The sequence below is a fragment of the Paramicrobacterium agarici genome, from assembly GCF_002563955.1.
In the GTDB taxonomy this organism is placed as follows: Bacteria; Actinomycetota; Actinomycetes; order Actinomycetales; family Microbacteriaceae; genus Paramicrobacterium; species Paramicrobacterium agarici.
The window spans coordinates 1,363,526-1,380,395 of the sequence record NZ_PDJE01000001.1 but is presented as its reverse complement, the minus strand read 5'-3'; the positions used below and the strand labels follow the sequence as shown (position 1 = coordinate 1,380,395).

Here is a 16,870-nt window from a genome sequence, read left to right as displayed (position 1 = left end):
GGCTTTCGGCCGCGAGACGAAGCAGCGGTGGCTCGCTCCTCGAAGGAGCGGTATCGGGCGGGTGCTTATCTTGACAGTCCCGGCGGCACTCGTGGCGGCGGCGCTCGGTGTATTAGCGACGCAGAAGTCCGAGTGGGCGATCATTGCGGCTGCAGCCGTCCTTGTCGTCGGCATCGTCGTCTACGACCCCATGGTGATCGTGGCACTCGCCGTTCCCGCAACTCTCATCCTTATGCGTGTCAACGGCGTTCTGAGCGTTTCCGATCTTGTGCTCGCTGCTGCGACAGCCGTCGCTGTCGTGATGATCCGGCCGCGTGGTCTTTCGTCGATGCAGTCTCTGCTCTGGGCGGGAGCAGCGTACAGCGGCGCGTCGATACCCACGTTGATTCTGAACGTCTACTCCGAGAACGTCATCGAATGGGCGCACGAACTCGTGCTCGTAATGGGCAGCATGGTCGTGGGCTTCGCCATCGGCCGTCAGGGCCGCACGCGATTTGCAATCGGCAGTTACATCGTCGCTTGCCTGGTGATTGCCGTCTGGGCGATCGGCAAGTTTGTTATCGTGTTCGCTCTGACGGGCGCGGCCGAGGAGGTATACCTCCCCCACCTCCACAAGAACACGATCGGAGGCATGCTCAGCGCCGCCATCGTGATCGTCTATGCGCGCCCGCCGTGGCTTCGCCTCAGCCCTGCTGCTCTGTACTGGGGAACGCTCATCGTCCTTGCCGGGGGCGTCGCCGCCTCGCAGTCACGCCAGGGAATGATCGCCGCTGTTGCGGGCCTTGTGATCATCAGTCTGCGACCCCGACCCGAAACCGGGAGACGCCCCGTGCTCATCTGGGTCACAGCCCTCCCCGTACTTGTCTTCGCGTTCTCAATGCTCGAGACCCAGCTTGAGAGCGGAAACCAATTCAACTCCGCCTACCAGCGTCTGACGTGGTATCAGGAATCCGTGGATATCTGGCTGACCTCTCCCATATTCGGGGTCGGATTGCGCTGGTGGTACACGTCGCGCTTCGGCGAAGGCTTTCAGCCTCCCAACGCCGAGCTCGAGGTTCTGACCTCGGTCGGCGTTGTCGGGCTGATCGCCTTTCTCGCCCTCTTCGTCGTCGCGATCGTCGCTCTCTGGCGTCTCGATCCCGCGTACGGAACGGTAGGTGCTGCGGTTGTCGTCACTCGTCTGGCGCAGGCGCAGCTCGACCTCTACTGGGTAGCGGGTCAAGCCTCGCTCCTCTGGATCGTCACCGGCATCACGTTCGGCGCGCTTTACCGCGACAAAGGGCTCCCGAGAGGGCCGCAAGCCACCGCCTTCGGCCGGCCGCTCACCGCGGTTGGCGGATCGCACCTGAATCGTCGAGAGGAAGCGCCATGACCAGCTCCACGGATTCAGGCGCCAAGCACGTCGTGCACCTGACCTGCTCTGCAGCTTTTGCCGGAGTCGAACGATATGTGAGCCTGCTCGCACCGCGTCAGGCAGATCGCGGCTGGCGTGTGACCGTGATCGGCGGTGCCACCGAGCCCATGAAGCAGTCGCTCGGGGGATCCGACGTTCGGTTTCTGCCCGCGGAAACACTGCGCTCTGCGCGCGCCGCCCTTCGATTGGTTTCGCGAGCCGACATCGTGAATACCCACATGTCGAACGCCGACCTCGCCGGAATCATGGCGTCGGTGAGGAGCGATTCGCACCTCGTGAGCACGCGCCATTTCGCTGCTCCTCGTGGACGTTCGCGCCCGATCCGTGCAGCGTTCAGCATGGCGCGTCGTCGGTTCGCCGCGCAGATCTCCATCTCTCACTTCGTTGCGGGCAGCATCGGCGAGCCCAGCAGCGTCGTCCACACCGGGGTGACAGATGCTGCCGCGGGAGCGTGCGGCCGTCGCATCGTGCTCATGGCACAGCGCCTTGAGCCCGAGAAAGCAACCGATGTCGCGATCGCGTCCTGGGCGGCGTCGCGCGCACGAGATGAGGGCTGGGAGCTGCACATCGCCGGCGACGGCAGCGAGCGAGAGCGGCTGCAACGCCAGGCGGCCGCTCTCGGTGTCAGAGATTCCGTGCGTTTCCTCGGTCACCAGGAGAATGTTCGCGCACTCATGCCCGACGCCGGGGTGTTTCTCGCTCCCACAGCACGAGAGGGTCTTGGTCTTTCCGTGCTCGAGGCGATGGCGTGCGCGCTGCCCGTTGTCGCATCCGCCTCCGGCGGCCATGCCGAGACGATCGGCAGCGTCGAAGGTGCTCTGCTCTTTCAACCTGACGATGTTCGCGGCGCCGCACGTCTTCTCGACATCGCCGTCGCCAATGCCGAGAGTCGCCGACGCTACGGGCTTCGTGCGCAGAGAGCGCAACGCGAGCGGTTCACCGTGCGCGCGCAGGCCGACGCCACGCTCGCAGTTTACGAAGGATGTCTGTCATGAGTGCAGAAACACGCATCATCCGAACGGCACGCTCTGAGCCGCACACCGAACCCGCTTCTGCAGACTCGTCGCTGACGATTCTGCTGTTCTCACTCGAGCCGTGGGACACGGTCTGGCGCCGCAACCAGTACCTCGTCGACGGTTTGGTGCGCGCCGACGACAGCATCCGCGTGTTCTTTGTCGAACCTCCCTCCGACATCGCACACGACGTGCTCTCAGGCAGACGGCCGCGCTTCGGTTCCGGTACCCGGATCGCAGACGGTTATGACGGGCGGCTCACGCTCATCCAGCCAACCAAATGGCTGCCCCGAGTTCTGGGTCCCGGAGCCGACCGGATGCTGCAGAGCAGCGTACGCCGAGCGTTGCGACGTGTTGGTAGCACCCCCTCGGTGCTGTGGTTCAACGACCCCCGATGGGCTTCGATGCTCACGGTGTACTCCGCACCCGCTCTCTACGACATGACAGACGATTGGCTCGCCGCCCGGCGTACGGACCGCGAACACGACAGGCTCGTGCGCGACGAGGACGCTCTCATGCAGACGTGCGGGGCCATCGTCGTCTGCTCCGTTGGTCTCGCCACCAGCCGCAGGAGCTCCCGACCCGACCTGGTCACCATTCCCAATGCCGTCGACGTCGAGCGATACCGCCAACCCGCGTCCCGGCCGACCGATCTCCCTGACGGTGCGTGCGCGGTCTACGCCGGCACTCTCCACGAAGACCGCATCGACGTCGATCTCGTTGTCCGCACGGGCGCCGCACTGAGCGCCATCGGCGGCACGTGCGTACTCGTCGGCCCGAACGCGCTGACGCCTGAGAACACGCAGCGTCTGGTGCTATCGCCCGGCGTGCTGATGCTGGGGATTCGCCCATATGAGGCGATCCCCGGCTACCTGCAGCACGCAGAGGTGCTCATCGTTCCCCACGCGGTCACGCCTTTCACCGAAAGCCTCGACCCCATCAAACTGTACGAGTATCAGGCCGTCGACCGGCCCGTCGTGAGCACGCCGGTCGCAGGATTTCGAGAGAACGAGCAACCCGGAACGCTTGACATTGCGAGCGCCGCAGATTTCCCGGCCCGCGTCGTCGAAGCGCTGCAGCGGCCCACAGTCGCGCACCATCGCGAACACGTACCCGACTGGCGCTGCCGCGTGAAGCAGTTCGCGGCGGTTCTTCGTGAGCTCGTCGACCAACGACGTCGCAGCTCGCACATTTCACCTTCCCTCCCCCACCCCGTGGCGACGCGCCACCCGAGATCGGACGGCAGACCGTGACAATCAACGACATCTTCACCGTTATCTGGCGGCGCAAGTGGATCATCATCGCGGTGACGGTCCTCGCTTCGGCAATCGCCGTGTCCTATCTTCAGCGGCTCACCCCGAACTTCGAGTCATCGACGACAATTCGCATCAGCCCCCTGATGACCGAGGCCATCAACACGGGGATGCTGTCGGGAATCGCCGTCGATGTCGATCCCTCCGTGATATCCACCCCGACAGTTCTCGAGGCTGCGGAAGTCGAGCTGAAGGTCCCCTCTGGATCCCTGGTCGGCTCGATTTCACAGGAGCCGATTGAAACGGCGACCACGACGACGTCGACGTTCCACGTCACAGCCTCGGCGGGAGACCCTCGCGTCTCTCAGCAACGGGCCGCCGCTGCGGCGGCTGCGTACTCCGCCTATCTCGACGGGGTGATGGCTTCAACCCAGAAGGCGCTCTCCGAGCAGCTGGCGGAGGTCTCAGGGGAGGCCAAGACGTACCAGAATCAGGTCGACGATGACCCGGCCGACCAGCTTGCCCAGACAAACCTGACGACGGCACTGGCCCGGGTGAACGCGCTGAACGCATCGATCACCTCCCTGCAGACGGCCGGGCCGCCCGCGACGATCACGGCCGCGGCGAGCGCTGGCGCCTCGACCAACCCGACGACGCTCACCGTCGCCGGGGTTGCGCTGGCATCCGGCCTGCTCGCGGGTCTGGGTCTCGCGCTGGCGCGCGATCGTCTCGATACGCGCATCCGGCGTCCTGATGAGATTGAGCGCGCAACGAGTTCCCCCGTTCTCGCACAGCTGCCGATTGACAGGCGTGCAACCCGAAAGAGCGGCTATCTTCCCGCAGAAGGCGGTGAATCGTCGCCGATGAGCGAGGGGCTGCGCTCGCTGCGCACAACCCTTCAGGTCGCCATGCCCCGCGAGAGCGGAGTACTCGTCGTCACGAGCGTCGAGCCTGGCGACGGCAAGACGTTCGTCTCGGCGAACCTCGCCGCGTCGTGGGCGCGCACAGGGCGCCGTGTCGTTCTCGTCGCTGGTGACCTGCGCAGGCCGAGCCTCGACGCGTACTTTCCCGACAGCATGGGAGGTCCCGGTCTCGGAGGACTGCTCTCCGCGTCCGGCCCAGCAGACGACATCGCCCTCCCCGTTCGCGCACTCGATGCCCTCCAGCCGACGGCAATCGACGGCCTACGCGTGCTCCCACCGGGCGCGCTTCGCGACGATCCTGCTGACGCGCTCGCCACAGCGCGCATGGGCGCGCTTCTGCGCGCATTGAGCGACACTGCCGACATTGTGATCGTCGACACTCCTCCTGCTCTCGCCCTCGCCGATGCTTCGATGGTTGCCGGGTACGCAGACGGAACGATCGTACTGGCCAGCATGAACCGCACGAAGCAGCCTCTGCTTTCTCACGTTTTCACGACGCTCACCGCAAACGGCGCTGCTGTGCTCGGCACCGTCGCCAACAGGACCCGGCATAAGCTCCCGCGCAGCTATTCGGCGTATTACCTCGCCGATGACGAGCGACCGCGCATGCCTCACGGGGAGAGGCTCGACCGAATGGACCGGCAGAGTAGCGTGAGGGCACCTCGCGCGGACCGCAGTGAACCACGACCACACGAACGCCGCGACCGCGTGCTCGTCGTGTGCACCGCGAACGAGAGCCGCTCGCCATTCGCCGCTGCGATGCTCCGTGCGAAAACCCGCGGAAGCGCGCTCGACATCGATTCCGCGGGCACCGAGGCGACAGGCCGCGGAGCATCTCAGACTGCCGCGCTGCACGCCGCGGCGGCGGGGCTCGACCTGAGCTCTCATACGAGTACACAGGTCGATCCAGCATCCTTGACCGAGTACGACCTGATACTCACGCTCACACGCGAGCACGCTCGCACCCTTCTGGCGTCGACGTCCGACATCGCTCCTCGCCTGTTCACGGTCAGACAGTTTGCACAGTGGATCGACGGGCATGAGCGCCCTTCCGGAGTCTCACTCGGGTCATGGCTAGATGACGAATCGGACCAGTCGGCACTCGACTTTCTCGGCGACAATCCTGAGGACGACATTGACGACCCGACAGGTCGCACAGCTTCACGGTGGAAGACAATGATCGCTCTCCTCGATGAGGCACTCGCCGACATCGCGTCAGGCCTCTACCCGAGCTCGCCATCGCACCTTCCCGTCGCGGCGCAGCGCACGCGGCGCTCGTGACGGCCTTCGAGCGCGACCTCGCGCGCGACACCCCCCTTAAAGCGGCCCGAGAGCAGAATCGTCCCATGATGAGTCTCCGCGAGTTCATCGACAGCAATTACGCACGGCCATCATGGCGCAGAACGCGAAGCGCTCTCTCGCTCGGTCGCTCGATGCTCGATCCGCGTCTCTACCCACGGGCGCCACTCGTCGAGGCCTACTGGTGGGACGGCCATCCGAACTTCGGCGACGCTCTCACACCGTGGCTGCTGCGACATTTCGGATTCATTCCCGTGCACGCGGAGTTTCACAGGGCTCAGGTGATCGGGGTCGGCAGCCTCATGCAGTTCGTTCCCCGTGACTACTCTGGACTGATCTGGGGAACAGGTTTGATCTCCGACGCCCCTGTCACGCTTCCTTCGGCCGAGCCCCTGGCCGTCCGCGGTCCTCTGACACAGCGGGCGCTTGGTGCAGACGGCTCCGTCGCCCTCGGGGACCCCGGGCTTCTCGCATCGCGTGTGCTGCGGCGCCCTCGCGTAACTCATCGCCTCGGGATCGTTCCGCACGGCAGCCATTTCGACGATGCCCACTTTCGGCGGATCGCTCTCACGCATCCGAAAGACGTGATGCTTATCGATGTCGCTCGCAGTCCGGCCGCCGTCATTCGAGACATCGCCTCGTGCGCGGCGATCGTCTCAACATCACTGCACGGAGTCATCATCGCGGATTCGTACGGAATTCCCGCGTGCTGGACGATGCTCGAGCCCGTGCTCATCGGCGGCGACTTCAAGTTTCTCGATCACGAGAGCGTTGTAAGCCGCGGTGAACAGACTCGTCGGTTCGATTTCGCGCCCGACATGACGGTTGATCAGCTCATCGGCTTCGCCCGCCGAGCCTCTCCCGAGCGCGTCGCAGCGGCGATCAGCGATCTCGAGAACTCGGTGCAGCGTCTCAAACAGCGATTCGACGGCAGCTACCGCAGTCCGCTGCTCGCGTGGGAGGCTCTGCTGGCGCGAAAGATCTGACCGAGACCAGCCGGCTCACGCTGCGCGCGCAGCATCCACCCACACTCGCGCCAGAGCCCGCACGCTCTCGTCCCATGTGAACGACCGAGCGTGGGCGCGTCCCCTCTCACGGAGCGCCGCGACGTCTGCCGCTCCGCTGAGGACGTACTCCATTCCCTCGGCGATACTCCAACCGTCCGGTTCGACGAGCACCGCGGCACCTCCGGCTACCTCGGGCAGCGAACTCGTACGCGCGGCGATCACCGGAACACCCGCTGCCATCGCCTCGATGACGGGGAGTCCGAACCCCTCATAGAGAGACGGAACGACCACGGCCTCTGCAGACGCAAGCAGGCGCGGCACGAGCTCGTCAGCGACGCGCCCAAGCCGTGCGACGCGAGGCAGGTCAGCAACAAGGGCATCTCGACGAGGATGCTGCGGGCCTGCCATGGCGAGTGTGACGCCGGGGACGGATGAGTGGACGATCCGCCATGCCGCGGCGAGAGCCTCCAGGTTCTTGCGCGCGCTTGCACCGCCGGCGTGCAGCACGAACGGGCCCGACAGGCCGAGGCTCTCGCGCTCCTGCTGAGAAAGCGGCTCCGGTGAGAAGAATCGTTCATCGACGCCCGGATGCACCACGCGCAGGTCAGTGCGCCCGGTGAGGTCGGCGACATCTTGCGCCGTGTTCTGCGAGACACAGACCACGGCAGCCGCGCGACGGATCTCGTCGAGGACCGCCGGATTCGGGGTTCCCTCATCGGAGAATCTCCACGCGACGGTGTCGTGCATGGTCAGCACCTCACGTGGCGCTGGCGGAAGCGTGAGGTCCATCCTGTGTACGAGCGCGCCACGCGGATAGAGCATTCTTCCCACAGAACGGCGGCCCGCCGCGCCCATCCGCGAGAGGGATCCGACGGGGATGCGTCTGTTGCCGGCGAGACTCGAACGCAGTGACCGAGCGATCACGCGCGTAACCGTCCAATCCGGACCGGCGACCTCATCGAGCGTGCGATGCGCGCGCGCCGCCACTGCCTCTTGGTACACCTGTGCCCCCATCGGGACAGCCGTTGCTATCGTCGCAATGGCCACCCTGTCGAGCATCGGTACTCGAGTCATCATCCGCATCTCCGTTCGTTGTCGCATTCTGTGGCTGTGACGTCTTAACCGGGCGCCCACGCAGAAATCGCCGCGATCGAGACGGCCTCGGACGACGCCGTCTGAACTCCGAGAAACGGCGGGGGCAAGCCGCCGACCAGTCCGGAGTAGTTGACGTCCAGCACGCGTGTGTCCCGAATTGTCGTCCACGGCACCTCGACGCGGACGGCGGTGACCGAGATCGGGTCAAACTCACTGATCCGTACCCGCGACCAGAACTGGTCCTCGACGGATGCGACCCGCTGCCATTCGCCGTCTTCGGAGCGAACCGAGATGGTGTAGCTGCGCAGTCCCGTTTCGCAGCATTCCATGCTTCCACTGGCAACAGCGATGCGGTTGATCGTCACAGGCTTGTCCAGCGAGACCGTAAGAGCCGGGTTCTCGTCGACACGGCCCTCAGCGGTTCCGGAGCGCCACGGGAGGTAGGGGTTCACAGACCCCGAGGTGACGATCTGCGCGTCGCTTCCCTCAGCTGTCGATGACGCTCGAACGTGCGCGCCCCTCAGCACGTCATCGCCGAACGGTTCGGCTGGCGCGACGTGCACTTCGGAGCCGTCGGAGGTCGAGAAGAATTGCAGGTTGCTGGTGAGCACGACCTCTGCTCTGCCGTTGGTGAGCTCAATCTCGCGCGTCGCGCCGTACTGGTCAGTGACGGTCGCCGTCGCGGCGGTAGCGGTCAGTTCCGCGTCCACGCGCGCCTCGTCCGTCCACGCGGCAAGGGTGCCTGGAGCATCAGCGAACGCCGCAGCGTGCGCAACCGGAATGCCGGTGTCGACGAGGCTCGGCGTCCCCAGCCCGACGAGCGTCCGGCTGACGGCGGCGAATGCCAACGCTCCCGGTTTGACGTGAGATTCGTACTGGATGAGCGACCAGCTCAGGTTGTTCTCGCCCCACCCGCCTTCGCTGAAGAAATACGTCCAGCCAGCGACGTCGTCGAGCCGGTTCCAGAGAAGCTTGCGCGCGACTTTCGACCCCTGCGTCCAGTACGGCAGCGTGCCATCCGACGTCCATCCTGACTCGGTGTCCCAGACGGGGAGGTCAGCGCATTCGGCTCCGATCGCCTTTCTGAAGCTGTCATATCCAGCACCGGCACCCGCGAAGCCTTCCTCTTCCCACGACCGATTCCATCCGGTGTACGGGTGCACAGCAAGCGCGTCGACCTCCTGGCACAGCGGCGTCGTCGCAGCATCCGTCCACCACTCGTCGGCGAAGCCCAGGGTGTTTCCAGCGATCACTCGCGCCTCGGAATTTGCCGCGTGTGCAGCACGTGCGAACGGAATATCGACACGCGTCGAGAAATCCGCGCCCGAGTCGAAGGAAACATTCGGCTCATTCCAGGGCGACCACAGAGTGATCCCGGGTGCGTGACGTGCGAACGCTGCGACGATAACGCCAGCCCAGCCGTCCCACGTTCCAGCATCGACAGCGGCTCGCTCAGCATCGCCGTTCTGCCCGACCTGCACGATCACCTCGACGTCGTGCGCGAGCGCATAGTCAGACGCCGCACGAATCTGCCGGAACCCGTCTAAGACAGACGTCGCATCGTCGGCCGCGCCGGGCAGGTTCGACCAGTCGATGCGCGTGGCCGCGGGTGTTTGGGCCGGGTCGGCGATGAGCGTGCCCATGTCGAGCTGAAGGCGAAAGCTGCCGATGCCGAGACGGTCGGCGAGCTGAACGCCTCGCAGCGGATCGGGCCCGCCCCAGCCCGCACCCGGCGCCAGATCATCGAGATTCAGGTCGGAACCCTCAGCGCCAATGCTGTATCGGAAGCACGCAGCCGAGCGGGTCTCACCCGACGCGCCGTCCACCATCCTGATGCTGAGTTCATAGGGCCCCGGAACAGCTGACGGCACCTCCAGCGACACCTCACCACCACCCACTTCGGGATCGACGTCGCGCTCGGGCTCCGTGATCGGCTGCGCTGATAGCGGGTCGCCCCGAATGCTGTAGCGAAACTCCAGGTCGTCGGCGGCGGAGTCCCCGTCTAGCAGTCCCCAGCCGCTTTCGAAGCGCAGGCTCACGGTGAGCTGCTCACCCCAGTCCGCGTGATTGAAGGGTGCATCGCTGACTACCCCGACGCCGATTCCCAGTTGCGCGATCGCGGGGCCGTTCTGCGCCTTGTAGCTGACGGGCGTCGCGAGCATCGCAGCCATCTCGTCCGCCGACAGCTTCAGCACCGATTCCTCACCCTCGACGGTGACGCTCATCCAGTACGTGCCGCTGTGGGTGACAATGTCTCCGACCGGGCTCGGGGACGAATGCTGATCGCCGAGCCATATTCCGCGCCGCACGCCGATGCTGTCGACCCAGGTGAGGCTCTCACCCGCCTCGTAGATGAGAAACCCGTCCGCGTGCGGCGCGGGAACCACAGCACCGGGCCGTTCGAGACCGGGAGTGCCAGCGCCGCTCTCGCCATCGGCCGGGCGGTATGACGCGCTCATGACGGTCTCACCGGTCGCGACATCAGTGACACTCAGAGCGACCGTGTCGGTGCTGATGGGCTCGACTGCCGTCACCAGGTTGCCTGACGCGCCGATGATCGCGCCGGGAAGACTGTTGCTCACCCCGAGATACGTTCCATCTTCGCGAAAGATGTGTGTCACCACTCCGCGCTCGCCCACGAGAAGCACGGGCTCACCGTCGAAGTCGGGAACCCACGTGACTCCGTGAAGGTCGAGCGGATGCTCCTCGGAGGCATCACTCTTCGGCACGGCGATCGCGGCGGTCTGCGTTCCCCTCGCGTCGAACACGGCGATGTCTCGCCGCCCCTCGTAGGAATCGATTGCGTAGACAGTTCCGTCCGGCGCGACGGCCACAGAGCCGTTGTTGTGCGGTTCGCGCGTGTCCCGGTCGAAGTCGACGACGATCCCACGGTCAGCGCCACCGCCTGTGACTGGCGCGAATACTCGTGACCCGTCGTCCTTCTGCGACTCAACGAGCGCCCCGGCATCCGTCATGTACAGACCCGCAATGTGCAGATCGTCGTTCAAGGAAAGTCGATAGCGCGACCCGATCGGCTCGGTGTCCTGGTCTCGCGGTGCATCAGCGACGATCTTCCCGACGAGTGCGCCGGGAAATCCGCACACTGGAACGGCGGGTCGCATGTCGGATGCTGACGCCGCAGAGCGGCCGATCCCGGCGTTCTGGATCAGAACCGCCGCGATCCCCACGGATGCCGCGAGCGCGATCACGATCGCCCCCGCGCTGTACGCGGCGAGCCGACGGCGACGTGCTCGAGCCATAGTCATGGGCAACAGGCTCCGACGCGTCGGAGGGCAGCGGATCTGGCCAGCGAGCTCATGATGATCAGTAGGCGCCGACAGGGCGCACGACGGCGCTCACGGTCTTGGCGATGACCCTCACATCGCCGAAGAGCGACCAGTTCTCGACGTAGTTCAGATCAAGGCGAACGCTGTCGTCCCAGCTGAGGTCGGAGCGGCCGCTGATCTGCCACAACCCCGTGAGACCCGGCCTGATGAGAAGTCGCCGGTGCACATCGCCCTCGTACGACGAAACTTCTCGCGGCAGCGGCGGACGTGGACCGACGATGCTCATGTCGCCGCGAAGAATGTTGATCAGCTGTGGCAGCTCGTCCAGTGAGTGACGCCTGATGAAGGCTCCGACTCGAGTCACGCGAGGATCATCGTGCATCTTGAAGAGAAACCCAGAAGCGTCGTTGAGCTCGCGCAGCTGCTCGACTCCCCGCTCAGCGTCGTTCACCATCGACCGAAACTTCAGCATGGTGAAGGTTTCACCGTTCTTGCCGACGCGGGTCTGGCGGAACAGGGCAGGACCAGCACTATCGATGCGGATCACGGCGGCGATGCACGCCATGAGCGGGGCCAGAGCGATGAGCGTCAGAGCCGAGGCGCTGACATCGAACACTCGCTTCGCGACGTGGGAGGCGCCGTTGAACCGAGCAGGCCTGACCGAGAGGAGTGCAAGTCCCTCACGTGTCTCAAGGCGCAGCCGATGAGGGTCGACGTCGGACGTGCGCGTGGCAAGAACAAGTGTCGCTCGCGTACCTTCCAGCCGCCATGCAAGACGGCGCACGTCACCGCCGTGCGCGGTCGGGCCGACGATGACGGTGTCCACCGCAGCACGACGGGCGAGCGCAACGGCGTCGTCGAAATCGGTGACGACGTCCACGACGGTCGTCGAGGCTGCGCGGTCGCGGCGCAGTCCGTTGACAATTCCGTCGGCGTCCTCCGGTGACGCAACCACGACCGCGGCATGCTCCAAGCGACCAGCATGCTGCAGAGTGCGAACGGCTGATCGCCAGAGACTGTGAGAACCAAGCAGAAGTACTGTTCCCAGAGGAAGGGTGATGGTGAACAGCGCGCGATCCATCGGGACGTCGAGCGCGATTGCGCTCACGGCGAGAGTACCGAAGACGATGCCCGTCGCCGCGATCACGCGTGCGGGCCCGCCCGCATCTGAACGTGAAGCAGAACCCGCTCGCAATCGGGTCCCGATGAGCGCAACCTGCCAGCCGACGAAGACGAGCGCGTTCAATCCAAGTGAGCTAAGACCTGCTCCTGGAACAACCGCAGTCGTCGCGAGCGCTGCGAGAACGACGAGCGCGTCGGTCACGACCACCCAGAGGGCGATCGCTCTGGGCCGCATCGTCGTTCGACGTGTCTCGCTGCGCATCACGGCAGTACTCGCGGCGATGGCCCGGAACACCGAGTCCGGGGGCGCGAGCCTGGCCTCAATGCGACTCATCGTCCCTCCTCCGCTGCGCACTGACACCCGCACTCGAGAACTACACGAGAGTGACGAGAGGCTGGGCCAGTGACCGCTGATCTAAAGTGAGTGTTGCTCAGCTTTAGTCATATTAGAGGATTACTCACGTTTGGGATTCACCCCAGTTTAGGGGCACCAGCGGGCACTCCGGCCATCGAGAGCGGCTACGCCGGCAGACTCGAGAGATAAGTGCCATACCCGCTTTTCGCATAGGCAGCCGACAGCTCCAAGAGCTGCGCTTCCGTGATCCAGCCCTGCCGCCAAGCGACTTCCTCGATGCATCCGATCTTGAAGCCCTGGCGCTCTTCAATGACGCGCACATACTCGGATGCCTGCATCATCGACAGTACCGTTCCGGTATCAAGCCACGCCGTACCCCGCTGGAGTATCTCGACGCGCAGGTCGCCCGACTCGAGGTAGCGTTCGTTGACAGCCGAGATTTCGAGTTCGCCGCGAGCGCTCGGCGCGATCGTGCGCGCAATCTCGATCACACGATTGTCGTAGAAGTAGAGACCGGGAACCGCATAATTGCTCTTCGGCCGGGCGGGCTTCTCTTCGATGCTCACAGCGCAGCAGTCTTCGTCGAACTCGACGACGCCATATGCCGATGGATTTGCCACGTGGTAGGCGAAGACAAGTGCTCCCGTGAGCGCGCTGTGCCCCTGCAGCGCCGTGCCCAACCCCGTGCCGTGGAAGATGTTGTCTCCGAGCACGAGGGCAACGCTGTCGTCGCCAATGAACTCTTCGCCGATGAGGAACGCCTGGGCGAGTCCCTCCGGCGCCGGCTGCACAGCGTACTCCAGACGAATACCGAGATTCGCGCCATCACCGAGCAACGACTCGAACTGCGCACGATGCTCCGGGGTCGTGATGATCAGAACTTCGCGGATGCCCGCCATCATGAGTGTCGACAGCGGGTAGTAGATCATCGGCTTGTCGTAGATGGGCATCAGCTGCTTCGAGATGCCGCGCGTGATGGGCCACAGCCGCGTGCCAGAGCCGCCCGCCAGGATGATCCCGCGCATGTCAGCTCACGCTCGCTCGGCAACCAGCAGCACGGGCACGCCGGGCGCCGCGCCCGGACAGCTGGCCGCTCGGAGTGCTGCAGGGGACAGCACAATTTCGGGTGTTCACGCGGGGAGTCTAACCTTGTAATGGGCCCGAAAACTGAGATGTACTCACAATTGGGGGAAGGTGCCGTCATGCGCATACTGGTCACCGGGGCACGCGGAATGCTGGGAACCGATCTTCGAGAGCAGCTCATCCATCACGAGGTGACGGCCGCCGACCACGAGTATCTCGACATTGCGGATGCTGCTGCGGTTCGCCGCGCCGTGGCGGGACACGACGTCGTGATCAACGCCGCCGCCTATACGAGCGTCGACGAGGCAGAGAAGAACGAAGACCTCGCCTACCGGATCAATGCAGATGGCCCACGGTATCTGGCAGAGGCCGCGAAGGCAGGAGGAGCACGATTCCTTCAGGTCTCCACCGACTACGTCTTCGATGGCACGTCTCCCCTGCCGTACAGCGAGAATGCACCGTTGCACCCCGTGTCGGCGTACGGGCGAACCAAAGCCGCTGGAGAGCGGTTCGTGCGCAGCATCTATCCCGACGGCACGTTCATCGTGCGCACAGCGTGGCTGTACGGGCGGAACGGATCGAATTTCGCTGGGACGATGCTGACACTCGCTTCGTCTCGTCAGACGATCGATGTCGTCAGCGATCAGCGTGGGCAGCCCACATGGACGCGGGATCTCGCCGTTCAGATTCAACGACTCCTCGACTGCAACGCTGCACCCGGCATCTACCATGGCACGAACAGCGGCGATGCCACATGGTTCGATTTCGCTCAGGCCGTCTTTGCCGAGTGCGGCCTCGACCCATCGCGCATTCGGGCCACCGATAGCGCCAGCTTCGCGCAATCGGCGCGTCGGCCGGCCAACTCGGTCCTGGGGCACGCAGCATGGCGAGCGACTCCGTTACCCGCCATGCGGCCGTGGCGGGATGCTCTGCACGATGCCGCGCGAACTGGGGTATTCGAGCATCTCCTCACCACGCGCCGCAGTACGATGACTGACTTAGAGTGATCGGTGTGTCAGACCTTCTCGTGACCGGCGGTGCCGGATTCATCGGCGCAAACTTCGTGCGCCACGTTCTGCGCGCGACCTCGTATTCCGTCACGGTGCTCGACAAACTGACCTACGCAGCGAACCCTGCGTCGTTGTCCGATCTGCCCGCGTCCCGCTTTCAGCTCGTGCACGGTGACATCACGGACGCTGACCTCGTTGATGGACTGGTGCGTGAACACGACGGCATCGTTCACTATGCCGCCGAAAGTCACAACGACAATTCACTCGATGATCCTCGCCCCTTCCTCGACAGCAATGTCATCGGCACGTACACGCTGCTTGAGGCGGCGCGGCGGCACGGCAAACGGTTTCACCATATTTCCACCGACGAAGTCTATGGCGATCTCGCTCTCGACGACCCGAATCGCTTCACGGAGGGGACGCCATACAATCCCTCAAGCCCCTATTCGTCGACGAAAGCGGCAAGCGACTTGCTGGTGCGCGCCTGGTGCCGCTCGTTCGGCGTCGAGGCGACCATCAGCAACTGCTCGAACAACTACGGCCCCTATCAGCACGTCGAGAAGTTCATTCCGCGGCAGATCACGAACGTCCTCACCGGCCAGCGTCCCAAGCTCTACGGCTCGGGAGTGAACGTTCGCGACTGGATCCACGCAGACGACCACTCGTCAGCGGTGCTCGCGATACTCGAACGCGGTCGCATCGGCGAGACCTATCTGATCGGAGCGGACGGCGAGATGAGCAACCGCGACGTCCTAGAGATGATCCTGCAGCAGCTGGGGCAGCCGCTCGATGCATACGATCACGTGGCAGACCGAGCCGGACACGACCTTCGGTACGCCATCGACTCGGCGAAGCTGCGGTCAGAACTTGGCTGGCGACCCCGCTTCACAAACTTCTCTGAAGGTCTCGCGTCGACGATCGACTGGTACACGCGCAATCGGGCGTGGTGGGAACCTCAAAAGAGCGTCGCCGAAGCCCGCTACACCGCGCAGGGACAGTAGCGAACCTCCGCCGCTGTCGCGGCGCCTAATCGGCGAAGCGGTCGGTTGCCTCAATGAGCGCCGAGAGAATCCCGGGCTCATCGAAGGCGTGCCCCGCATCGGGAATGATCTGCAGATCAGCCTCGGGCCATGCCTCGTGCAGATCCCACGCGGTCATCATCGGCGTGCAGATGTCGTATCGTCCCTGAACGATGACACCGGGGATGTCGCGGAGCTTCACAGCATCCCGAATCAGCTGACCCTCTTCGAACCAGCCCTTGTTCACGAAGAAGTGGTTCTCGATGCGGGCAAACGCCGTCGCGAACGCGGGCTCCGTGAACGACGCGATCTTCGACTCGTCGCGCGTCAACGTGATCGTGGCGGACTCCCACTCCGACCAGGCTTGCGCGGCAGGAACGTGCACCTCCGGGTCGGGGTCGGCGAGCATCTCGGCATACGCCTGCACCATGTGATTGCGGTCCTGCAAAGCGACCGGCTCTACGAACTTCTGCCACAGGTCAGGGAACAGCGCCGCCGCGCCACCCTCGTAGAACCAGTCGATCTCGACCTGACGCAGCGTGAAGATTCCGCGTAGAACGAGTTCTGTGACGCGATCCGGATGCTTCTCGGCATACGCGAGCCCAAGGGCGCTTCCCCACGAGCCGCCGAAAACCTGCCACTGCTCGATGTTGAGCGTTTCGCGCAGCTGCTCCATGTCGGAGACGAGCTTCCACGTCGTGTTCTGGGTGAGGTCGGCCTCAGGATCGCTCGCGTGCGGCGTGCTCTTGCCGCAGCCACGCTGATCGAAGAGCACGATGTTGTACTTCTCGGGGTTGAAGACGCGGCGCTGCTCAGGATTCGTGGCACCGCCCGGTCCACCGTGAACAAAGACGACGGGCTTTCCGTCGGGGTTGCCGCTGGCCTCCCAGAAGATCCGCTGGCCGTCCCCCACGTCGAGCATCCCCGTCAAGTACGGTTCGATGTTCGGGTACATCTCTCGCATGGTGCGACGATACCGTGAATACGGCC

12 protein-coding genes are annotated in these 16,870 nt (G+C 64.6%); 7 read left to right on the top strand and 5 right to left on the bottom strand.

Translation table 11 applies throughout. The features are described 5' to 3' along the window. Positions 1-61 precede the first annotated feature (61 nt). From ATJ78_RS06755 to ATJ78_RS06735, 5 genes are all read left to right on the top strand, one after another. Complete coding sequence (locus tag ATJ78_RS06755) at positions 62-1,372, top strand: O-antigen ligase family protein (RefSeq protein WP_169923409.1); 1,311 nt, start codon at positions 62-64, stop codon at positions 1,370-1,372. After that, on the top strand, positions 1,369-2,409 hold the full coding sequence (locus tag ATJ78_RS06750) for a glycosyltransferase family 4 protein (RefSeq protein ID WP_098406898.1): 1,041 nt from the start codon (positions 1,369-1,371) through the stop codon (positions 2,407-2,409). Before ATJ78_RS06755 ends, ATJ78_RS06750 begins: the two co-directional genes overlap by 4 nt. Further along, entirely contained in the window at positions 2,406-3,680 is a 1,275-nt protein-coding gene (locus ATJ78_RS06745; protein ID WP_098406897.1) for a glycosyltransferase, read from the top strand. The genes ATJ78_RS06750 and ATJ78_RS06745 overlap by 4 nt, the downstream gene beginning before the upstream one ends. Continuing rightward, positions 3,677-5,884 carry an arsenate reductase/protein-tyrosine-phosphatase family protein gene (locus ATJ78_RS06740; RefSeq protein WP_098406896.1) on the top strand — a complete coding sequence of 736 codons (2,208 nt, stop codon included), beginning with the start codon at positions 3,677-3,679 and terminating at the stop codon, positions 5,882-5,884. Before ATJ78_RS06745 ends, ATJ78_RS06740 begins: the two co-directional genes overlap by 4 nt. Before the next feature lie 65 nt (positions 5,885-5,949). Beyond that, entirely contained in the window at positions 5,950-6,888 is a 939-nt protein-coding gene (locus ATJ78_RS06735; RefSeq protein WP_143741386.1) for a polysaccharide pyruvyl transferase family protein, read from the top strand. Between the two features lie 15 nt (positions 6,889-6,903). Here the strand turns inward: ATJ78_RS06735 and ATJ78_RS06730 are convergent, their stop codons facing one another. From ATJ78_RS06730 to rfbA, 4 genes are all read right to left on the bottom strand, one after another. Then, the gene (locus ATJ78_RS06730) at positions 6,904-7,986 is read right to left on the bottom strand and encodes a glycosyltransferase family 4 protein (protein ID WP_245836234.1); all 1,083 of its coding nucleotides are present in this window, start codon (positions 7,984-7,986) and stop codon (positions 6,904-6,906) included. A 41-nt stretch (positions 7,987-8,027) separates the two neighbouring features. Continuing rightward, positions 8,028-11,270, bottom strand: a complete 3,243-nt coding sequence (locus ATJ78_RS06725; protein WP_143741385.1) for a galactose-binding domain-containing protein — start codon at positions 11,268-11,270, stop codon at positions 8,028-8,030. A 58-nt stretch (positions 11,271-11,328) separates the two neighbouring features. Beyond that, positions 11,329-12,747 (bottom strand): sugar transferase, encoded by a 1,419-nt coding sequence (locus ATJ78_RS06720; RefSeq protein ID WP_098406892.1) that lies wholly within the window; start codon positions 12,745-12,747, stop codon positions 11,329-11,331. 185 nt (positions 12,748-12,932) lie between these two features. After that, positions 12,933-13,793, bottom strand: a complete 861-nt coding sequence (gene rfbA / locus ATJ78_RS06715; protein WP_098406891.1) for a glucose-1-phosphate thymidylyltransferase RfbA — start codon at positions 13,791-13,793, stop codon at positions 12,933-12,935. A 177-nt stretch (positions 13,794-13,970) separates the two neighbouring features. Between rfbA and rfbD the strand changes: the two genes are divergently transcribed. Further along, positions 13,971-14,858 (top strand): dTDP-4-dehydrorhamnose reductase, encoded by an 888-nt coding sequence (rfbD, locus tag ATJ78_RS06710; RefSeq protein WP_098406890.1) that lies wholly within the window; start codon positions 13,971-13,973, stop codon positions 14,856-14,858. Between the two features lie 5 nt (positions 14,859-14,863). After that, positions 14,864-15,862, top strand: a complete 999-nt coding sequence (gene rfbB / locus ATJ78_RS06705) for a dTDP-glucose 4,6-dehydratase (protein ID WP_098409253.1) — start codon at positions 14,864-14,866, stop codon at positions 15,860-15,862. Between the two features lie 25 nt (positions 15,863-15,887). On the opposite strand, the gene pip is transcribed toward rfbB, so the two are convergent. Continuing rightward, positions 15,888-16,844 carry a prolyl aminopeptidase gene (gene pip, locus ATJ78_RS06700; RefSeq protein WP_098406889.1) on the bottom strand — a complete coding sequence of 319 codons (957 nt, stop codon included), beginning with the start codon at positions 16,842-16,844 and terminating at the stop codon, positions 15,888-15,890. Between the last annotated feature and the right edge of the window lie 26 nt (positions 16,845-16,870).